General features: G+C 73.5%; 22 protein-coding genes. 14 read left to right on the plus strand and 8 right to left on the minus strand.

Annotated features, from left to right (window positions below; translation table 11 throughout):
- Window positions 1-148 precede the first annotated feature (148 nt).
- The 6 genes from ACZ514_RS01840 to polX all read left to right on the plus strand — a co-directional run bounded on the left by ACZ514_RS01840 (window position 149) and on the right by polX (window position 7,416).
- The gene (locus ACZ514_RS01840; protein ID WP_468163207.1) at window positions 149-1,207 is read left to right on the plus strand and encodes an endo-1,4-beta-xylanase; all 1,059 of its coding nucleotides are present in this window, start codon (window positions 149-151) and stop codon (window positions 1,205-1,207) included.
- Window positions 1,204-1,761: a Gfo/Idh/MocA family oxidoreductase gene (locus ACZ514_RS01845; RefSeq protein ID WP_469123818.1), complete on the plus strand. Its 558-nt coding sequence runs from the start codon at window positions 1,204-1,206 to the stop codon at window positions 1,759-1,761. The genes ACZ514_RS01840 and ACZ514_RS01845 overlap by 4 nt, the downstream gene beginning before the upstream one ends.
- Before the next feature lie 17 nt (window positions 1,762-1,778).
- The gene (locus ACZ514_RS01850) at window positions 1,779-2,501 is read left to right on the plus strand and encodes a cupin domain-containing protein (RefSeq protein WP_468163203.1); all 723 of its coding nucleotides are present in this window, start codon (window positions 1,779-1,781) and stop codon (window positions 2,499-2,501) included.
- Window positions 2,501-3,973 carry a non-reducing end alpha-L-arabinofuranosidase family hydrolase gene (locus ACZ514_RS01855; protein WP_469123819.1) on the plus strand — a complete coding sequence of 491 codons (1,473 nt, stop codon included), beginning with the start codon at window positions 2,501-2,503 and terminating at the stop codon, window positions 3,971-3,973. Before ACZ514_RS01850 ends, ACZ514_RS01855 begins: the two co-directional genes overlap by 1 nt.
- 119 nt (window positions 3,974-4,092) lie before the next feature.
- A complete protein-coding gene (locus ACZ514_RS01860; RefSeq protein ID WP_469123820.1) occupies window positions 4,093-5,601 on the plus strand; it encodes a DUF4246 domain-containing protein in 1,509 nt (502 codons plus the stop codon).
- Window positions 5,602-5,679: 78 nt separating this feature from the next.
- Entirely contained in the window at window positions 5,680-7,416 is a 1,737-nt protein-coding gene (gene polX, locus ACZ514_RS01865; RefSeq protein WP_469123821.1) for a DNA polymerase/3'-5' exonuclease PolX, read from the plus strand.
- Window positions 7,417-7,434: 18 nt separating this feature from the next.
- Here the strand turns inward: polX and ACZ514_RS01870 are convergent, their stop codons facing one another.
- Window positions 7,435-7,623 (minus strand): hypothetical protein, encoded by a 189-nt coding sequence (locus ACZ514_RS01870; protein ID WP_469123822.1) that lies wholly within the window; start codon window positions 7,621-7,623, stop codon window positions 7,435-7,437.
- A gap of 123 nt (window positions 7,624-7,746) precedes the next feature.
- On the opposite strand from ACZ514_RS01870, the gene ACZ514_RS01875 reads away from it, so the two are divergent.
- Window positions 7,747-7,902, plus strand: a complete 156-nt coding sequence (locus ACZ514_RS01875) for a hydrophobic protein (protein WP_388931438.1) — start codon at window positions 7,747-7,749, stop codon at window positions 7,900-7,902.
- An 87-nt stretch (window positions 7,903-7,989) separates the two neighbouring features.
- Here ACZ514_RS01875 and ACZ514_RS01880 read toward each other — a convergent pair whose 3' ends face one another.
- The gene (locus tag ACZ514_RS01880) at window positions 7,990-8,535 is read right to left on the minus strand and encodes a type 1 glutamine amidotransferase domain-containing protein (RefSeq protein ID WP_468163193.1); all 546 of its coding nucleotides are present in this window, start codon (window positions 8,533-8,535) and stop codon (window positions 7,990-7,992) included.
- Window positions 8,536-8,765: 230 nt separating this feature from the next.
- Between ACZ514_RS01880 and ACZ514_RS01885 the strand changes: the two genes are divergently transcribed.
- Together ACZ514_RS01885 and ACZ514_RS01890 are read left to right on the plus strand one after the other, a co-directional pair.
- Window positions 8,766-9,209 carry a flavin reductase family protein gene (locus ACZ514_RS01885; RefSeq protein ID WP_469124178.1) on the plus strand — a complete coding sequence of 148 codons (444 nt, stop codon included), beginning with the start codon at window positions 8,766-8,768 and terminating at the stop codon, window positions 9,207-9,209.
- Window positions 9,210-9,322: 113 nt separating this feature from the next.
- Window positions 9,323-9,823, plus strand: coding sequence for a hemerythrin domain-containing protein (locus ACZ514_RS01890; RefSeq protein ID WP_469123823.1), 501 nt, complete (start codon window positions 9,323-9,325; stop codon window positions 9,821-9,823).
- Here ACZ514_RS01890 and ACZ514_RS01895 read toward each other — a convergent pair.
- Complete coding sequence (locus ACZ514_RS01895) at window positions 9,813-10,844, minus strand: glutathione S-transferase family protein (protein WP_469123824.1); 1,032 nt, start codon at window positions 10,842-10,844, stop codon at window positions 9,813-9,815. The genes ACZ514_RS01890 and ACZ514_RS01895 overlap by 11 nt on opposite strands.
- Window positions 10,845-11,016: 172 nt before the next feature.
- Between ACZ514_RS01895 and ACZ514_RS01900 the strand changes: the two genes are divergently transcribed.
- Entirely contained in the window at window positions 11,017-11,535 is a 519-nt protein-coding gene (locus ACZ514_RS01900; protein ID WP_468695322.1) for a SixA phosphatase family protein, read from the plus strand.
- 31 nt (window positions 11,536-11,566) lie between these two features.
- Here ACZ514_RS01900 and ACZ514_RS01905 read toward each other — a convergent pair whose 3' ends face one another.
- Genes ACZ514_RS01905 through ACZ514_RS01920 form a run of 4 tightly spaced genes read right to left on the minus strand, consistent with a single transcriptional unit; the run spans window position 11,567 to window position 13,872 of the window.
- Window positions 11,567-12,106 (minus strand): hypothetical protein, encoded by a 540-nt coding sequence (locus ACZ514_RS01905; protein ID WP_468163186.1) that lies wholly within the window; start codon window positions 12,104-12,106, stop codon window positions 11,567-11,569.
- Between the two features lie 37 nt (window positions 12,107-12,143).
- Window positions 12,144-12,950 carry a metallophosphoesterase family protein gene (locus ACZ514_RS01910; RefSeq protein ID WP_469123825.1) on the minus strand — a complete coding sequence of 269 codons (807 nt, stop codon included), beginning with the start codon at window positions 12,948-12,950 and terminating at the stop codon, window positions 12,144-12,146.
- Entirely contained in the window at window positions 12,947-13,201 is a 255-nt protein-coding gene (locus ACZ514_RS01915; protein WP_468163182.1) for a hypothetical protein, read from the minus strand. The genes ACZ514_RS01910 and ACZ514_RS01915 overlap by 4 nt, the downstream gene beginning before the upstream one ends.
- Window positions 13,198-13,872, minus strand: a complete 675-nt coding sequence (locus ACZ514_RS01920) for a nucleotidyltransferase family protein (protein ID WP_469123826.1) — start codon at window positions 13,870-13,872, stop codon at window positions 13,198-13,200. The genes ACZ514_RS01915 and ACZ514_RS01920 overlap by 4 nt, the downstream gene beginning before the upstream one ends.
- 128 nt (window positions 13,873-14,000) lie before the next feature.
- Here ACZ514_RS01920 and ACZ514_RS01925 point away from each other — a divergent pair, with 128 nt between their 5' ends.
- From ACZ514_RS01925 to ACZ514_RS01940, 4 genes are read left to right on the plus strand one after another with little or no spacing between them, the layout of a single operon-like run.
- Complete coding sequence (locus ACZ514_RS01925) at window positions 14,001-15,290, plus strand: cytochrome P450 (RefSeq protein WP_468163178.1); 1,290 nt, start codon at window positions 14,001-14,003, stop codon at window positions 15,288-15,290.
- Window positions 15,262-15,585, plus strand: a complete 324-nt coding sequence (locus ACZ514_RS01930) for a plasmid stabilization protein (protein ID WP_467884369.1) — start codon at window positions 15,262-15,264, stop codon at window positions 15,583-15,585. Before ACZ514_RS01925 ends, ACZ514_RS01930 begins: the two co-directional genes overlap by 29 nt.
- Window positions 15,586-15,608: 23 nt before the next feature.
- Complete coding sequence (locus ACZ514_RS01935; RefSeq protein ID WP_469123827.1) at window positions 15,609-16,283, plus strand: HAD family hydrolase; 675 nt, start codon at window positions 15,609-15,611, stop codon at window positions 16,281-16,283.
- Entirely contained in the window at window positions 16,280-17,314 is a 1,035-nt protein-coding gene (locus tag ACZ514_RS01940; RefSeq protein WP_469123828.1) for an NAD-dependent epimerase/dehydratase family protein, read from the plus strand. The genes ACZ514_RS01935 and ACZ514_RS01940 overlap by 4 nt, the downstream gene beginning before the upstream one ends.
- Here the strand turns inward: ACZ514_RS01940 and ACZ514_RS01945 are convergent.
- On the minus strand, window positions 17,292-18,476 hold the full coding sequence (locus ACZ514_RS01945; RefSeq protein WP_469123829.1) for an alcohol dehydrogenase catalytic domain-containing protein: 1,185 nt from the start codon (window positions 18,474-18,476) through the stop codon (window positions 17,292-17,294). The genes ACZ514_RS01940 and ACZ514_RS01945 overlap by 23 nt on opposite strands.
- Window positions 18,477-18,576: the final 100 nt, after the last annotated feature.

The following is an 18,576-nucleotide window of genomic DNA, read 5'->3' on the forward strand; positions in this document are numbered from 1 at the left end:
CGGCCGAGGCCGCCGCCCCCGCGCACGGCGCCGTGCGGGGACCGCCGCGGCCACCGGAGTCTCCGCCGCCCTCTCCCTCCGCGGCGCGCACGACCCGCACCCCGATCGTCCTCGACCGAGCCGCCCGCACCCCGAGGAGCCACCCGCCATGTCCGTTCACCTGCCCGTTCCCCTCTCACGGATCCTCACCGCCCTGTCCGCCGCCGCCTGCCTCACGGCCGGTCTCGCCGCGGCGCCCGCGGCCGCCGGGCCCCGGCCCGGGACGCTCGGCGAACTGGCCGCCGCGCACCACAAGTACTTCGGCTCCGCCACCGACAACCCCGAGTTCACCGACGCCCCCTACCTGAAGGTCCTCGGCAGCGAATTCGGCCAGACCACCCCCGGCAACGCCATGAAGTGGTACGCCACCGAGCCCGAGCGCGGCGTCTTCGACTTCACGGAGGCCGACAAGGTCGTCGCGTTCGCCAAGGCCCACCACCAGAAGGTCCGCGGCCACACCCTCGTCTGGCACAGCCAGCTCCCCGCATGGCTCACCGAGGGCACCTGGAGCGCCGACGAACTGCGCGCCGTCCTCAAGAACCACATCCAGACGGAGGTCCGGCACTTCAAGGGCCGGGTGATCCACTGGGACGTCGTCAACGAGGCCTTCAACGAGGACGGCACCTACCGCGAATCGCTCTTCTACAAGACGCTCGGCCCGGGCTACATCGCCGACGCCCTGCGCTGGGCCCACGAGGCCGACCGGCACGCCAAGCTGTACCTCAACGACTACAACGTCGACGGCGTGGGACCCAAGAGCGACGCCTACCACACCCTCATCAAACAGCTGAAGGCCGACGGGGTCCCGGTGCACGGCTTCGGCATCCAGGGCCACCTGGCACTCCAGTACGGCTTCCCGGCCGACGTCCAGCGGAACATGCAGCGCTTCGCCGACCTCGGGGTCGACGTCGCCGTCACCGAGCTCGACATCCGGATGACCCTCCCCGCGACCCCTGCGACGCTCGCCACCCAGGCCACCTGGTACGCCGACTACGTCAGGGCCTGCCTGGCGGTCAGGAGGTGCGTCGGCGTCACCCTCTGGGACTACACGGACAAGTACTCGTGGATCCCCTCCGCCTTCCCCGGCGAGGGCGCGGCGCTGCCCTACGACGAGAACCTGCTGCCCAAGCCCGCCTACCACGCGATCAGGAAGGTGCTGGGCGGATGATCATGACGGCGATCGTCGCAACGGGCGGGACCGCGGGCCCCTGCCACGGCCCGGCCCTCCGCTCGCGGGCGCACCGGGCCCGGGTCGTGGCGGCCGTCGACGTGGACCCCGCCCGCGCCGGGGAGCCCGCGGCCGAACACGGCGTCCCCGCGGTCCACACCGGCCCGCGCACGGTGCCCGAGGAGCAGGAGCCGGACCTCGTGCACCTGTGCACGCCTCCGTTCCCGCACGCCGAACGGGCGGTGGGGGTACGGGCGATGGCCGGCCGCCCCGCACGCGGGGTCCAGACCGAGGACGCGTCCGCGGCCCTGGTCCGGTTCGGGGACGGAGCCATCGCGCCGGTACGGGTCACCGCCCTGTACGAGGCCGCGATCACCGGCCTGCCGGTCCGGCGCGGCGAGACCGGCGCGACCGACCCGTTCTACGGCTCGCCCGACGAGGAACCGCCACCGGCCCCCGGCGACACCCTGGCGCGCCGCCACCGGATCGCCGTGGCCGACGGCGCGTGGACCGCCGGCCGCGTCACCCGCCACCTCGCGGACCACCCGTGGTGAGCCCGTTCCCCGGGGGCGTGGGGATCTCCGGGCTCACCGTCTACGACTGGGAAGCCGCCGACGGGCTGTGCGGCGGCACGCCCCACATGCACCTCGTCTGCTCCGAGGCCTACGTCGTCATCGCCGGCGCCGGCAGCGTACAGACCCTCACCACCTCCGGTGCCGACGAGACCCCGCTGCTCCCCGGCGACGTCGTCTGGTTCACCCCCGGCACGATCCACCGCCTCGTCAACGACGGAGACCTGCGCCTCGTCGTGCTCATGCAGAACGGCGGACTGCCCGAGGCGGGCGACGCCGTCTTCACCTTCCCCGCTCCCGTACTGGCCGATCCCCACGCCTACCGCAGGGCGGCCGGCCTGAGCGGCGACCGTGCGGCAGCGGCCCGCCGCCGCCGCGACCTGGCACTGGAGGGCTTCCTCGCCTTGCGCGGGGGCGGACTCCGGGAGTTCCACCTCGCGGCCCACCGGCTGAAGAGCGGGCTCCTGGACGCCTGGCGGATCCGCTGGCGCGACGGTGCCCTCGCCGCGGCCGTCACGACCGGCCGCCAGCTGGAACGGCTGAGGGCCGGAGACCTCTCCCACCTCGACGAAGGCGAGGTGTCACGGCTGGAGCGCCCGCAGCACCAGCGCTTCGGCATCTGCGGCCGCCTCCACACCCCTCCCGTACCCGACCCCTCGACGCGTCCGCCCCGCGGTCCGTCGGGATCACCCCGCACCCACCTCCCGAAGGAGCCCTTCTGATGTGGTCCCGCCCTCCATCCCCGGTCCACCCGGGACGACGCCTGCTCGCCGTCCTCGCACCCCTGCTGCTCCTGGTCGCCTTCCTCGGCGCGCAGCCCGCGGCGGCCGCGGCCGTCGACCCCGACGCCTCGTACGTGCTGGTCAACCGCAACAGCGGCAAGGCCCTGGACGTCTACAACCTGGCGACCGGTGACGGCGCCCGCATCACCCAGTGGACCAGGAACGACCAGCTCCAGCAGCAGTGGCAGTTCGTCGACTCCGGCGGCGGTTACTACCGCATCAAGTCCCGTCACTCCGGCAAGGTGCTGGACGTCCAGAACGGGTCCACCGCGAACGGCGCCGCGATCGTCCAGTGGGCCGACGTGAACGGCACGAACCAGCAGTGGCGGCTGGCCGACGGCCCGGACGGCCACGTGAGGTTCATCGCGCGCCACAGCAACAAGGCCCTCGAGGTCCAGGGCGGCTCCACCGCCGACAACGCGAACGTCGTCCAGTACGACGACTGGGGCGGCACCAACCAGCAGTGGCGGCTCGTCCGGGTCGGCGCCGGCACCCCCGGCACGTGCGATCTCCCCTCGGCCTACCGCTGGACGTCCACGGGCCCGCTGGCGCAGCCCAAGCCCGGGTGGGCCTCGCTCAAGGACTTCACCGTCGCCCCCTACAACGGCCGCCAGCTCGTCTACGCGACGACCCACGACACCGGCAAGAGCTGGGGCTCGATGAACTTCAGCCCCTTCACGAACTGGTCGGAGATGGCCACGGCCGGCCAGAACGCGATGTCGGCGTCCGCCGTGGCGCCGACGCTCTTCTACTTCGCGCCGAAGAACATCTGGGTGCTCACCTACCAGTGGGGCGGCGGGAGCGCCTTCTCCTACCGGACGTCGAGCGACCCCACCAACCCCAATGGCTGGTCACCGCAGCAGGTGCTCTTCTCCGGAAGCATCGCCGACTCCGGAACGGGACCGATCGACCAGACGATCATCGGCGACAGCACCCACATGTACCTGTTCTTCGCCGGTGACAACGGCAAGATCTACCGCGCCGCCATGCCGATCGGGAACTTCCCGGGCAGCTTCGGGTCGAACGCCTCCGTGATCATGAGCGACACCACGAAGAACCTGTTCGAAGCCGTTCAGGTCTACAAGCTCCAGGGCCAGAACCGCTACCTCATGATCGTCGAGGCGGACGGCTCGCAGGGCCGCTACTTCCGCTCGTTCACGGCCACCAGCCTGGACGGCACCTGGACGCCCCAGGCCGGGAGCGAGAGCAGCCCCTTCGCCGGCAAGGCCAACAGCGGTGCCACCTGGACCAACGACATCAGCCATGGAGAACTCATCCGCACCACCGCCGACCAGACCTTCACCGTCGACCCCTGCAACCTGCAGTTCCTCTACCAGGGGCGTGACCCCAACGTCGGCGGCGACTACGGCCTGTGGCCCTACCGGCCGGGCCTGCTGACACTGCGTCGCTGACGGCGCGGCACGGGCCGGCCCCACCGCGGAGCCGGCCCGTGCCCCCGCCCGCGGCAGCGGTGTCGGCGTGCTGGGCTATCCTTCCCGCCACCGCACACCGACCGTAGGGACCAAGAGAATTGACCGGCCTGCCCGCTTTCCCCCTGCCCTTCCAGGCGACCCGTTCCATAGCCTTCGCCAAGCCCCGCACGCTGCGCGAACTGCAGATGACGGAGTGCAGCGCGCACATCCGGGCGAAGCCCGGCTGGGCGGACAAGAGGAACGACGAGGCCATCGTCGCCAGGTGGACCAGGGAAGCGGTCGCCCAGGGCATGACCGAAGCGCAGGTCCGCTACGTGCTCGACGAGCTCGCGCACTACGCGGCGCTGCGGGACGCCCGGACCGGCATCGAGGTGTCCGCCGTCGACGGGGTCTGGCAGTCGGACACGCTGGTCGACGAGGAGCTGAGGTCCCGGCTGCGCGAGGCGGTCCGGGTCCTGGAGGAGGTCCCCGAGGCCGAACGGGACTGGCATCCCGGATCCGACGGGCAGGTGCTGGACCTGGTGCACCCCTCACTGTTCTGCCTGGTGCGCGGCGTGAGCGGGGGGCCTGAGGAAGCCTGGCGGAATCCGGCGGACCGCTACTCGAAGTACGAGTTCTCGGAGACGTACCAGTGGCTCCCCACGGACGTCGACGTCAGTGCGGACGGCGAGGTCACCTTCCTCTCGTACGTGAACAACGTCCACCCCGAGACCCACCGCGAACTGGCCGCCGTCCTCCCGGACCTGTTCGCCCGCCTGCGCCCGCTGCTCGAGAACGTACTGACCGACCTGCGCCACCCGCGGCCCCTGCGGATCGAGACCGATCCCTACGGGTGGTACGACTCGGAGCCGGAGTACCCGGACAAGTCCGCCTACGGTGACGACGAGGCCTACGCCCAGGCCCGCCGCGCGTGGGAAGCGGCCCTGGACGAGTGGTGGGAGAACCGCCGGCCGGTCGTCCCGGACGCCCCGGCCTTCACCCCGCCCGAGCCGCCCGGCGAAGCCGACCGGGTCGACCTGCGCGGCCGCCGCCTCCAGGTCATCGTCAAGCTCGCCACCGTCCACCTCACCCCCGGGAAGCCCGAGTACCCCGGCGGCTCGTGGCACGTCGAGGGCATGCTGAACGAGCGGATCGTCTCGACCGGCATCTACTACTGGGACAGCGAGAACATCACCGAAAGCCGGCTGGGTTTCCGGGCCGCGCTCGACGACCCGGACTACGAGCAGAACGACGACAACGGCCTGCGCGAGGTGTACGGCCTGGAGGACGAGGACGCGCTGAACCAGGTGCTGGGATCGGTGGCGACGCCGGCGGGCCGCTGCCTGGCGTTCCCGAACGTCCTGCAACACCGGGTCGGCCCGTTCCGCCTCGCGGACCCCACCCGCCCGGGACACCGCAAGATCCTGGCGTTCTTCCTGGTCGACCCCTCGCGGAGGATCGTCTCGACCTCGGACGTACCGCCGCAGCAACCGTGGTCCGACACCTCCACCATGACGCGCGCGCAGGCCGAGGAGCACCGCGAGCAGCTCATGCGGGAGCGCAGGTTCTTCGTCGACGAACACAACGAGCAGCTCTACGAACGGGAATTCTCCCTCTGCGAGCACTGAACCGACCCGCCACCCGCCACCCGCCACGCAAAGGGCGCCCGGCGTGCCCGGCGGGGGCGGGCGGGGCACCCTGGAGGTATGGGCCGAGCCAACGACCGGGTCGAGGCGATGCTCCAGGAGTACGCCGACCTCATCGCCATCCGGGGCGGGGAGGCCTTCAAGGCCCGTGCCTACGAGAAGGCGGCCCGTGCCGTCGGCGGCCACCCGCGGGACGTCTCGACCCTCGACGCGAAAGGCCTGCGCGAGATCCCGAACGTCGGCGCGTCCGTCGCCGACAAGATCCTGGAGTACCTGCGGACCGGCCGCATGTCGGTCGTCGACGAGGCCCGGGCGTCCGTGCCGGCCGGAGTCCGCGAGCTGATCGCGGTTCCGGGGCTCGGCCCCCGCCGGGCGATGCTCCTGTACGAGGAACTCGGCATCACCTCCGTCGGCCAGCTGGTCGAGGCCGTCCACCAGGAACGGCTGCGCGACCTGAAGGGCTTCGGGGAGCGGACCGAGGAGAAGATCCTGCACGGCGTCTCCCTCCTCAGGAAGGCCGGCGAGGGCCGGATCCTGATCAGCGCCGCCATGGACCTCGCCGAGCAGCTCGTCGCCGAGCTGTCGGACGTCCGCGGCTGCGTCCGGTGCACGTACGCCGGATCCCTGCGCCGCATGAAGGAGACCATCGGCGACATCGACATCCTGGTCGCGGCCGGCCGGCCCGGCCCGTTCATGGACGCGCTGACCGGCCTCCCGGACACCGCCGAGATCATCGCGCGGGGGGAGAAGAAGACCTCCGTACGGACCGCCACCGGCCTCCAGGTGGACCTGCGGGTCCTTCCCCCGGCCTCCTGGGGCGCCGGGCTCCAGTACTTCACCGGGTCCAGGGCGCACAACATCCGCACCCGCGCGCTCGCCCTGCGCCAAGGCCTCAAGCTCTCCGAGTACGGCCTCTTCGACGCCGGGACCGGCGAGAGCGTCACCTCCGCGACGGAGGAGGCGGTCTACGCCCGCCTCGGACTGCCCTGGATACCGCCGACGCTCCGCGAGGACCGCGGCGAGATCGCGGCCGGGCTGCGCGGTGAACTGCCCGATCTCCTCACCGAGAAGGACGTCCGGGGCGATCTGCACACCCACACCGACCTCACCGACGGCCTGGCGACGCTGGAGGAGATGACCGCCGCCGCGGCCGCCCGCGGCTACGCCTACTACGCGGTGACCGACCACGCCCCGGACCTGTACATGCAACGCATGACCAGCGAGAAGATCCTCGCCCAGCGGGAGCGGGTCCGCGCGCTCGACGGCGCGCACCGCGCGATGCGGCTGCTGCACGGCACCGAACTCAACATCGGCCCCGACGGCACCCTGGACTGGCCCGACGAGTTCCTCGCCGGCTTCGACGTCTGCGTGGCCTCCGTGCACTCCCACTTCGACCAGAGCCGGCAGGACCTCACCCGCCGCCTCGTCCGCGCCTGCGAGAACCCGCACGTCGGCATCATCGGCCACCCCACGACCCGCCGGATCGGCAGGCGCCCGCCCCTCGACGCCGACTTCGACGAGGTCTTCAAGGCCTGCGCGCGCACGGGCACCGCGCTGGAGATCAACGCGCATCCCGAGCGGCTCGACCTGTGCGACGAGGACGTCCTGCGCGCGAGGCGCTACGGCGTGAAGTTCGCCGTGAACTCCGACGCACACGCCACCACCCACCTGCCGTACATGCGCTACGGGGTGGCCACGGCGCAGCGCGGCTGGCTCACGGCGGACGACGTCATCAACACCTGGCCCCTGGCGAGGCTGCGCCGGTTCCTGGGCGAGCCGGGGGGCCGGACGCGCTGACCGGGGCGTACCCGGCGCTCAGTCCGGGGGCTCCGGCACCGGTTCCTCGGGGTTGCCGTCCGGGGGAGCGGCGGGTGCCGACGGGGGCTCCGCCGGCTCCGGCTCGCGGGGGACGGGCTGCGGTCCGGACGGGACCGGCTCCGGGCCGTCCGGCTGCGGGCCGTCCGGCTGCGGGCCGTCCGGCGCGGGCGGGGTGGGACGTGTCACGGTGTTCACCTTTCTTCCGGCGCGGCCGGCCCGGGAATGAGGCGGGCGCGCCGGGGCAAGCGCTGCGTGCGGTGACCCGGCCCCCGGGCGCCGCTTTCCGCCCGTTCGATCCGGAGGTGGGTCATGGTTCCGCTCCTACTGGTCCTGTTGCTGATTCTGCTGCTCCTCGGCGCGGGTTTCGCGGTGAAGGTCCTCTGGTGGGTCGCCATCGCGGTGCTCGTGCTGTGGCTGGTCGGGTTCGTCGCCCGCGGCAGCGGCGGGCGCTGGTACCGGTGGTAGCGCGGCCCACGGCATCGTCCGGGGGCCCGCCCGGTCCGGCGGGCCCCCGGACGTGCCCGCCGCCGTTCGGGTGAGCGGGCCGCACCCCTAGGGGTGCGCGTGCCGGTCGAATTCCCGCAGCACGGCGCCGCAGAAGGCCTCCAGGTCGTCCGGCTTGCGGCTGGTGACCAGCGTCGACGGCTCCGCGCGGCAGACCCGCACCTCCTCGTCCACCCAGGTGCCGCCGGCGTTGCGGACGTCGGTGGCCAGGCTCGGCCAGGAGGTCAGGGTCCGGCCGCGCACGACATCGGCCTCGACCAGCATCCAGGGGGCGTGGCAGATCGCGGCGACCGGCTTGCCCGCGGCGAAGAAGCTGCGGACGAAGCCGACGGCCCGTTCGTCCATCCGCAGGGCGTCCGGATTGGCGACCCCGCCGGGCAGCACCAGCGCGTCGAAGGCCTCGGACGTGTCCCCCGCGAGGACGTGGTCGACGGTGTAGCGGCCGCCCTTGTCGAAGTGGTCGAAGGCCTGCACCTGCCCGGCCCCGGTCGACACCAGCTGGGGGTTCCAGCCGGCCCCCTCGACGGCCTTCCACGGCGCGGTCAGTTCCACTTCCTCGACGCCTTCGGGCGCGGTCAGAAAGGCGATGCGCACCGAATCCACCTCCTTCGGATCGTACGGATCGGGCGTACCCCCCGCCCCTGCCCGGACACGCGCCGCCCAAGCACCCGCGTTCGGGTGACGGCGGCGGAGGATGGGCGACGACACCCCCGCGCCGCCCGGCGCGGCCCCCACACCACCGGGAGACCACCGTGACGGACCCCCATCCCCGACCCGGCTCCGCCCCCGGCCTCGGCGCCTTCGCCGAAGCGGTGGACGGCACGATGTACGTCGTCACGGCCGCCTCGGGCGGGCGGCGGGCCGGCTGTCTGGTCGGCTTCGCCTCGCAGTGCTCGATCGAACCGCCGCTCTTCACGGTGTGGCTGTCCACCGCCAACCACACCTACGACGTCGCCCGCACGGCCCGCCACCTCACCGTGCACGTGCTGGGCCGGGAGCAGCGGGCCCTGGCGGAACTGTTCGGCGAGCAGACGGGCGACAGCGTCGACAAGTTCGCCCGCACGGGCTGGCGGCCCGGCCGGGACGGCAGCCCCGTGCTGTCGGACGTGCGCGTCTGGTTCACCGGCCGGGTCGAGGAGACCCTCGCGGTGGGCGGCGACCACGTCGGCTTCGTGCTGTCCCCGGTCGAACAGGGCGGCGGATCCGACGGCTCCGGGCCGCTGCGCTTCGGCGGGGTCCGCGACCTCGAGGCCGGCCACCCCGCCTGACCCGTCCCTCCTGCCCCCTGCGGCGGCCGCCGAATGGCGCCACCAGGGGTTTCAACCGCCCGCGAACGAGCAACCGCCACACGACACGGACCCCGACGAAGGAGGCACGGCCCATGACCGCCGAAGCGAAGGAACAGGACGTCGTCGAGGTGATCCTCAAGGACCACCGGACCATGGAAGAGCTGTTCCGGCAGATGCGCAGCGTCGAGGCGGACCGCGCGGGAGCGCTCGCGCGGTTCTCGGCGCTGCTCATCGCCCACGGCGAGGCGGAGGAAGCCGAGGTCTACGGCGCGCTGAAGCGCTACAAGAACGTGGACGACGACGAAGTCGAGCACGGCGTGGAGGAGCACGACGAGGGCAACGAGGCGCTTCTCGCGCTGCTGGAGGTGGACGACATCGGCTCCGAGGACTGGGGCTCCAAGCTGGAGGACCTGGTCAAGGCCGTCTCCCACCACCTGGACGAGGAGGAGCGGACGATCCTCAACGGCGCCCGGGAGAACGTCCCGGACGAGCGCCGGGCCGAGCTCGGCGCCGCGTTCCTGAAGGAACGCCAGAGGCTGCTGGACGCGGACTGCGGCAGCGTCGAGAACGTCCGCGCCGTCGTCAACCGGTGAGCGCCTGCGACCGGGCCGTCAGGGGGTTGTGGTCCGCCGGCACCCGCTCCGCCGCGGGCGGCGGCCCGGGCGGGGTGCCGTCGCCGAAGGGCCGCCCGCCCAGGCGGGCCCGGCCGTGCGGGGCCAGCCAGGCTTCCGCCCGCGGACCGGCCGGCACGATGCCGGTGGGGTTGATGTCGGAGTGCACCAGGTAGTAGTGCCGTTTGATGTGGTCGAAGTCGACGGTGTCGCCGAAACCGGGCGTCTGGAACAGGTCCCTCGCGTACTCCCACAGGACCGGCATCTCGGCGAGCTTGTTCCGGTTGCACTTGAAGTGGCCGTGGTAGACCGCGTCGAAGCGCACGAGCGTGGTGAACAGCCGTACGTCCGCCTCGGTGATGGTGTCCCCGACCAGGTAACGGGAGTGCGCGAGCCGGCCGGACAGCCGGTCGAGCCGCGCGAACAGCCGCTCGTACGCCTCCTCGTACTTCTCCTGGGTCCCGGCGAAACCGGCCCGGTAGACGCCGTTGTTCACGTCCTGGTAGACCGCCTCGTTCACCGCGTCGATCTCCGGCCGCAGCGGCGGCGGGTACAGCGCGGGCGCGCCGGGACGGTGGTGGGCGGTCCACTCCAGCGACAGGTCGATCGTGATCCGCGCGAAGTCGTTGGTCACCACCGCGCCGGTCGGGACGTCGACGATCGCGGGCACCGTGATGCCGCGGTCGTATCCGGGGTCCCGGGCCAGGTAGGCCTCCTTGAGGCGCTCGATGCCGAGCACCGGGTCCCGGCCGCCCGGATCGAGGTCGAAGGTCCAGCTGTCGTCGTCGTGCACCGGGCCGGCGACGGCCATCGGCAGGGCGCTTTCCAGACCGAGCAGCCGCCGTACCACCACCGCCCGGCTCGCCCACGGACAGGCCCGGCTCACCACCAGCCGGTAGCGCCCGGGCTCCACGGGGAAGCCCTCGCGCCCGTCGGCGGTGATCCGCGTCCCGATGTACCGGCTGTCGCGGGTGTACTCCCTGCCGGGATTCACGTAGCTCATTGCGTGCGCCTACCCGCGCGGTGCCGTGGCGAACGCGGGGGACCGTCCCGGCCGGGCCCGGGGGCGCGCCCCATGTGCGGAGGGGCGGGTTTGGCCGAGGGGTCCCGGGGCAGGGGCACGGCGCCGGCCGGCTGACCCGGCAGGCGCCCGCATCGGCCCGGAGGAGGCAGAGGTGTCCGCGAAGCAGGAGCGACGACTGGTCCTGGTACGGCACGCCAAGGCAGTGCCCAAGGGCGGCATCGAGGACTTCGACCGGCCCCTGGCCGACCGGGGACGCGGGGACGCGGAGGCGATGGGACACCGGCTGGGCGGGTCCCCGCTCGGGGTGGGCCTGGCCCTGTGCTCCCCGGCCGCGCGCACCCGGCAGACGTGGCAGCTGATGCGGCCCCCGCTGCCGGACCAGCCGCCGGTCGTGTACGAGGACAGGCTCTACAACGCGGAGATGGACACCCTGCTCGCCGCGGTCACCGCCACGGACGACGGCGTGAGCGGACTCCTGCTGGTGGGCCACAACCCCGGGATCCACGAACTGGCCGCCGCCCTGCCCGGGGACGGCCCGGAGGACCTCCTGCGGCGGATCCGCGCGTCGATGCCGACCTGCGCCGTCGCCGTCCTGGAGTTCGCCGGCGGCTGGGCGGACATCGCCCCCGGCACCGGCCGGCTGACCATGCTCCTGGCCCCCGGCGACTGAAGCGGCCCGGTCCCCGGCGGCCGGCCGGGTGTCAGGTCCGGCCGGCCGTGGTCCGCGCCGCCCCCGGGCCGAACACCTCGGCGGCACGCTCCTCGCGCAGGGTCTCCAGGATCCGCAGCTGACGCTCCGCCCGGCGCAGCAGCTCGCGGAGGCGTACGCCGTCGATCCGGCCGTCGGCGGCCGCCACGGCGCGCAGCGAGCGCCACACACACGCGTTGCCCTCGACGGCCAGGCGCATCGCCTCCAGCTCCAGCACGTCGCTGAGGGGCGACCGGGTGAACAGGCGCCCGTTGAGCTTGAGCCGCCCCATCCTCTCGGCGATCCGCCCGAGCGCGGCGCGCCCCCGCTTCTCCGGAACGTCCAGCGCGGCCATGACGCGGCGCAGGCTCTCCCGGTCCTGCGCGGCCTCCTGCGCCAGTGCCGCCAGCGGCGGTCCGAGGGCCGTGCCACGACGGGCTCCGGCCGCGCGGCGCAGCAGCTCCACGCCCGAGGTCGCCGCGGCGAGGTGGTCGTTGAGATAGACCCGCAGCAGGTCCTGGGCGGGGCGGGCGGGGGAGGGCCGACCGGTCATCGGGGTCCCTCCCGGCCGGTGACGGTGACGGTGCCGGTCATCCGCTCGTCTCCCGGACGGCGACCGGAGCCCAGCGCGGCGCGCCCCGGTGCGACCCGTCGGGGCCCCCGTCCGGGGAGGCGTGGGGGGAGAGGTGGTACACCGAGAAGGCCTGGCCGATGACGGGCATGGCCACGTTGCGGACCTGGACCCCGCCCGCCGTCATGCCGTGCTCGGTGCCGAGGTGGGCGTGGCCGTGCACGGCGAGGTCGGCGCCCTCCTCGTCCATCGCCTCCGCGAGCAGGTAACTGCCGAGGAAGGGGTAGATCTCCCGGGGTTCGCCGGCGAGCGTGTCCGGTACGGGGGAGTAGTGGGTCAGGGCGATGCGCACCGCGCTGCCGGCCTCGCGCAGTTCGCGCAGGGCGCGCCCGAGGGACTCGGCGCTGGCACGGGTGGAGCGGAGGAAGGACTTCATCTCCGGCTCGCCGAACTCGCTGGCGCTGCGTCCGGCGAAGCCGCCGCAGAAGCCCTTGGTGCCGGCGATCCCCACCGCGGTGCCGCCGATGTCGAGGAGGACGCCGTCGCCCTCCAGTACGCACAGGCCCGCCGAGCGCAGTTCGTCCGCGACGGCCTCCTGCTGGTCGCTCTGGTAGTCGTGGTTGCCCAGCACCGCGACCACGGGCACGGGCAGCCCGGCCGTCTCGGCGGCCACCACGCGTGCCTCGTCGAGGGTGCCGTGCCGGGTCAGGTCGCCGGCGAGGAGCAGCAGGTCCGCGCACTCGCCCAGGGTGTCGAAGGCGGGCCGCAGCAGTCCGGCACTGCCCGGGCCGAGGTGGATGTCGCCGACGGCCGCGACGCGGATCATGACAGCTCCTCGGCGTGGTCGGGCGGGCAGGCGCGGCTCACGGTGATGTCGTCGTACCAGTCGACGCCCGCCAGTTCCTCATCCGCGATCCGCAGTACGGCCGCCTTGCGTTCCTCGTCGCCGACGCAGCCCCGGACGACGGCGCGGGCGCCGTGCAGCTCGACGCGCACGCCCAGCTCGGCGAGCTCGTCCCGGGCCAGCCGCTCGCGCAGGTGCTCGATGCGGTACTCGATGATGCGGGTGGCGCTCATGCACTCTCTCCCGTCGGTCCATCTCCCGCCCCGTCCGCGCGGTCGATGACGTGGAGCCTTTCGAGCAGGTGGAAGAACGCGTCGGGCAGCGGCGCCGCCCGGTGGTCGCGTTCCAGCCGGGCCCAGTCGATCTGTTCGCGCAGCATGCGGGCCATGGGCAGCAGGTCGCCGAAGTCGCAGTAGTGCTCGCACAGGGCGGCGAGCCGGCTGTCCATGAGGTCGGTGGGGGAGAGGACCGGCATCCACACCGAGTCGACCGCCTTGACGCTGGCCCGCTCCAGCAGTTCCGTGCTGACCGGACGCCGGGCCAGTTCGAAGATCAGATCGATCTCCTCTCCACCCGAGCGGCCCTTGACCAGCCAGTCCTCCGGAGCGCGGCGCATGGAGATGCCGCCGTCCTCCAGGGCCTTCACGGCCCGGTCGGCGTCCTCCGGCCGTACGCAGAAGTCCGTGTCGTGCTGGAAGCGCGCCGGCAGCCCGTGGGCGAAGGCGGCCACGCTCCCGGCCAGGGCGAAGGGCGGGCCGGAGCGCTTGAGGAGGGCCGCCACCCGCTTGGTGGTCTCCAGGATCGCCTGGGTGTGGTCCTTGGGCAACGGACCCTCGGCCGGCGCGGGAGGGCGCAGGCTCTCGGGCGGGGCGACGCCTCCGAGGGAGGAGGTCCGAGCGGCCATGGGGCGCCTCCCTGGTTCCGCCTGCGCGGTGTCACGGTCGGGCATGGATGCCGCCTAACCGGTTCGGGGCCCGTCGAAACCCCCCGGGTGCCAGGAGTGCGCGGGAGGACCGCGGGTAGGCGCCCGCCATGCCCCGATTGATCGACAGCACGGTCCCCCTGCTGGCCCAGGGCTACGCCTGGGCCCCCGACCTGCGGCGCCGCCACGGCGACCCGCCCGCCGTCCGGACCCGGCTGATGGGCCGGCCCGCGCTGCTGCTGCACGGGCCGGCCGCCGTGGAGTTCTTCTACGACGAGCGGCACGTACTGCGTCACGGAGCCCTCCCCGGCCCCGTACTCGACACCCTGTTCGGGCGCGGCGCGGTCCACACCCTGGACGGTGACACCCACCGCGTCCGCAAGGCCCTGTTCGTGTCGCTGCTGATGCGGGACGGCTCGGTGGACGAGCTGGCCGCACTCGTCCGCGGGCACTGGACGGCCGCCGTCGACGGCTGGCGGGGCCGTCCGGCCGTCCTCTTCGACGAGGCGGCCGTGGTGCTCGCCCGGGCCGTCTGCGACTGGACGGGCCTGGCGGTCCCCGAGGACGCCGCCCGCGAGATCTCCGAGGACTGCGTGGCCATGGTCGACGGCTTCGCGACGCCGGCACCGCGCCACTGGCGGGCCCGCCGGGCCCGGGCCCGCCAGGAGGAGTCCCTGGCGCGCACCATCGACGAGCTCCGCGGCGGAGTGACCCGCCTGCACCAGGCGCTGCCCACGGGGAACGGTGACACGGCGCTGGAGACGGTGGCCCGGCACCGCGACGCGGACGGACGTCTGCTGGACGCGCGCACGGCCGCCGTGGAACTGCTCAACGTCATCCGGCCCACCGTCGCCGTCGCCTGGCTGGTGGCCTTCGCCGCGCACGCCCTGCACCGGCGCCCGCGCCTCGCCGACGGACTGCGCGACGACGACGGTACCTACGCCAGGGCCTTCGCCCACGAGGTGCGCCGCTTCTACCCCTTCGTGCCGTTCGTCGGCGGTCTCGCGGCCCGCGACCTGCGCTTCGGCCGGGAGGCGGTGCCCGAGGGCACCCTCGTGCTCCTCGACGTGTACGGCCACCACCACGACCCGGAGCTGTGGCCCGACCCCTACCGGTTCGACCCGCTCCGCTTCGTCGGCCGGGAGCCCGGCCCCGGCGAGATCATCCCCCAGGGCGGCGGAGACGCCCGCACCGGCCACCGCTGCCCCGGCGAGGACATCACCGTCGGGCTGCTCGCGGAGTTCGCCTCCGCCCTGGCCGACCTGGACACCGACGTTCCCGAGCAGGACCTGAGGATCCCGCTCCACCGCGTCCCGACCCGGCCGCGCAGCGGTTTCACCGTGGCGGTCCCGTCCCGGCAGAGGAGTCACCATGCCCCGCGGTTCCAGTCCCAAGCGTGAACGGCAGTACGAGCACATCAAGGAGAGCGCGGAGGAGCGCGGCGAGAGCCCCGAGCGGGCCAAGGAGATCGCGGCGCGCACCGTGAACAAGGAACGGGCCCGTGCCGGCGAGTCCAAGACGGCGAGCCGGACCTCGCTGGAGGACATCTCCTCCTCCCGGAGGGGCGGGCTGCACTCCCACAGCGGCGCGCAGGGTCCGACGTACGACCAGCTCTACGCCGAGGCCAAGCGCCGCAACCTGCACGGCCGTTCCTCCATGGACAAGGCCGAACTGAAGCGGGAGCTGGGCTACTGACCGCCGAACCCCGGGAGGCCGGCATGAACCGGGCCGCGCTGTTCGACGTCGACGGCACCCTCGCCGACACCAACCACCTCCACGTCACCTGCTGGTGGGAGGCCCTGCGGCAGGCGGGCCACGACGTCGCGATGCACGACATCCACCGCGCGATCGGCCTCCCCGGCGAGGACCTGATCGCGCGGCTGCTGGGCGAGGACCGCGACAGGGAACAGGACGGGGCGCTGTCCGCCGCGCACGAGACCCTCTACGGCACCTACTTCGACCGGCTGCCCGCGCTCGACTCGGCGGCCCGGCTGCTGCGCGAGCTGGACCGCCGGGGCTGGCGGGTGGTGCTCGTCACCTCCGCCAAGGACGCCGAACTGGGCGCCCTGCTGCGGGCCGTCGACGCCGGTGACGCCATCACCGCGACGGCCAGTTCCGACGACGTCGACGAGGGCAAGCCCGCCCCCGACCCGGTGCGGCACGCCCTCGGCCTCGCGGACGCCCCCGCCCGCGGCTCGGTCCTCGTCGGCGACACGGTGTGGGACATGCGGGCCGGCACCCGGGCCGGCGTCGCCTGCGTGGGGCTGCTGTGCGGAGGCATTCCGCGGGCCGACCTGGAGGAGGCCGGCGCCCGCGCCGTGTACCGGCACCCGGCCGACCTGCTCGCCCATCTCGACGAGAGTCCCTTCGCCCTGGGGGAGGCGGTCCGATGACCGGGATCCGAGTGGTGGTCACGGGGGCCACCGGGAACGTCGGCACCAGCGTGGTGCGGGCCTTGGCGGAGGACCCCGCGGTGGAGTCCGTGCTGGGCCTGGCCCGCCGGCTGCCCCACTGGCGGCCGCCGAAGACGCGGTGGGAGGCGGTGGACGTCCAGCCCGGCGGAACCCCCCTCGAGCCGCTCTTCGACGGCGCGGACGCGGTCGTCCACCTGGCCTGGAAGTTCCAGCCCACCCACGATCCCGCCGAGACGTGGCGCACCAACGTCCTGGGCGGTCTGCGCGTCTTCGACGCCGTCGCCGCCGCGGGCGTCCCGGCCCTCGTCCACGCCTCCTCCGTGGGGGCGTACTCGCCCGGCCCGAAGGACCGCGCGGTGGACGAGTCCTGGCCCACGCACGGCTGGCCGCAGGCCGCGTACACGCGCGAGAAGGCCTACCTGGAACGGGTCCTGGACGCCTACGAGGCCGCCCACCCCGGTATCCGCGTGGTGCGGATGCGGCCCGCCTTCCTCTTCAAGCGGGAATCCGCCTCCGAACAGCGCCGCATCTTCGCGGGCCGGCTGCTGCCCGGCCGCCTGGTACGGCCCGGACTGGTGCCCGTCGTGCCCGACCTGCCCGGCCTGCGCTTCCAGGCCATGCACACCGACGACGCCGCCGCCGCCTACCGGGCGGCCGTCCTGCTCCCGGTGCGCGGGGCGTTCAACCTGGCCGCCGGCCCGCCGGTGGACGCCGCCGTCCTCGGCCGGATCCTCGGTGCCCGGAGCCTGCCGGTGCCCACCGCTCCGGTACGCGCGGCGCTCGCGGCGGCCTGGCGGCTGCGCCTCGTACCGGCGTCCCCCGACCTGTTCGACGCCGTACTGCGGCTGCCGCTGATGGACTGCGCGCGGGCGCGGGAGGTGCTGGCCTGGGAGCCGCGCCACACCTCCGTGGAGGCCGTCAGGGAGTTCCTCGACGGCCTGCGGGGCGGCGAGGGCATGGACACCGCCCCGCTCGCACCCGACCGGCTCAGGGCTTCAGCAGCGTCTTGATCATGCCGTCCTCCCGGGCCTGGAACATCGCGTAGGCCCGGGGGGCCTCCTCCAGGCCCATGGTGTGCGTGGCGAAGCCCTCCACCCCGAGCGGGTCCGCGTCGTCCAGCAGCGGCAGGATGTCGTCCACCCAGGCCCGTACGTTGGCCTGGCCCATCCGCAGCCGGATCTGCTTGTCGAACATCGTCATCAGGGGCATCGGGTCGACGGCGCCGCCGTAGACGCCGGAGATGGAGACCGTGCCGCCCCGGCGCACCACCTCGACGGCGGTGTGCAGGGCCTCCAGCCGGTCGATCCCGGCGCGCTCCATCAGCGGCCGGGCCAGAGCGTCCGGCAGCCGTGCCGTCATGCGCTGCGCCGCCGCGGCCAGGGGTGCGCCGTGAGCCTCCATGCCCACCGCGTCGATCACCGAGTCCGTGCCCCGGCCGTCGGTCAGCGCCCGGACCTCGTCCGCCAGGCCCTTGCCGTGCCCCCGCAGGTCCAGCGTGTGCACGCCGTGCGCGCGGGCCCGCTCCAGCCGGGCCGGCACGAGGTCGACGCCGATCACCAGCCCGGCGCCGCGGTGCAGGGCGACCCGGGCGGCCATCTGCCCGATCGGCCCGAGGCCCAGGACGGTGACCGAGCCGCCCGGCGGGACGTCGGCGTACTCCACCGCCTGCCAGGCGGTCGGCAGCACGTCGGAGAGGTAGACGAACCGCTCGTCGGGCGGCCCGTCGGGGACCTTGACGGGAAGGGTGTTGCCGAACGGCACCCGGAGGTACTGCGCCTGCCCGCCGGGGACCTGGCCGTACAGGCGGGTGTAGCCGAAGAGCGCGGCCCCCTTGCCGTGCGCGTGGACCTGGGTGGTCTCGCACTGCGAGTGCAGGCCCCGGTCGCACATGAAGCACTGCCCGCAGGAGACGTTGAACGGGACCACGACCCGGTCTCCGGGCCGCAGCGCGGACACCTCCGGACCGGCTTCCTCGACGACGCCCATGGCCTCGTGCCCGAGGATGTCACCAGGGTCGATGAACGGCCCCAGCACCGTGTAGAGGTGCAGGTCGGAACCGCAGATCCCGGTGGACGTCACCTTGACGACGATGTCCGTGGGCTGCTCGACGCGGGGGTCCGGGACGGTCTCCACCCGGACGTCCCGCGTGCCCTGCCAGGTCAACGCGCGCATGGTCCTGCCTCCCTGAGGGGGTCCGGAAAAGGTGCAAAGGGGGTATAACCGACAGTCGGCGCCTTCCCTTGCCCCGGCGTGAGTATGCGCCCCCCGCGGG

This window comes from Streptomyces sp. NPDC034086, assembly GCF_055575515.1.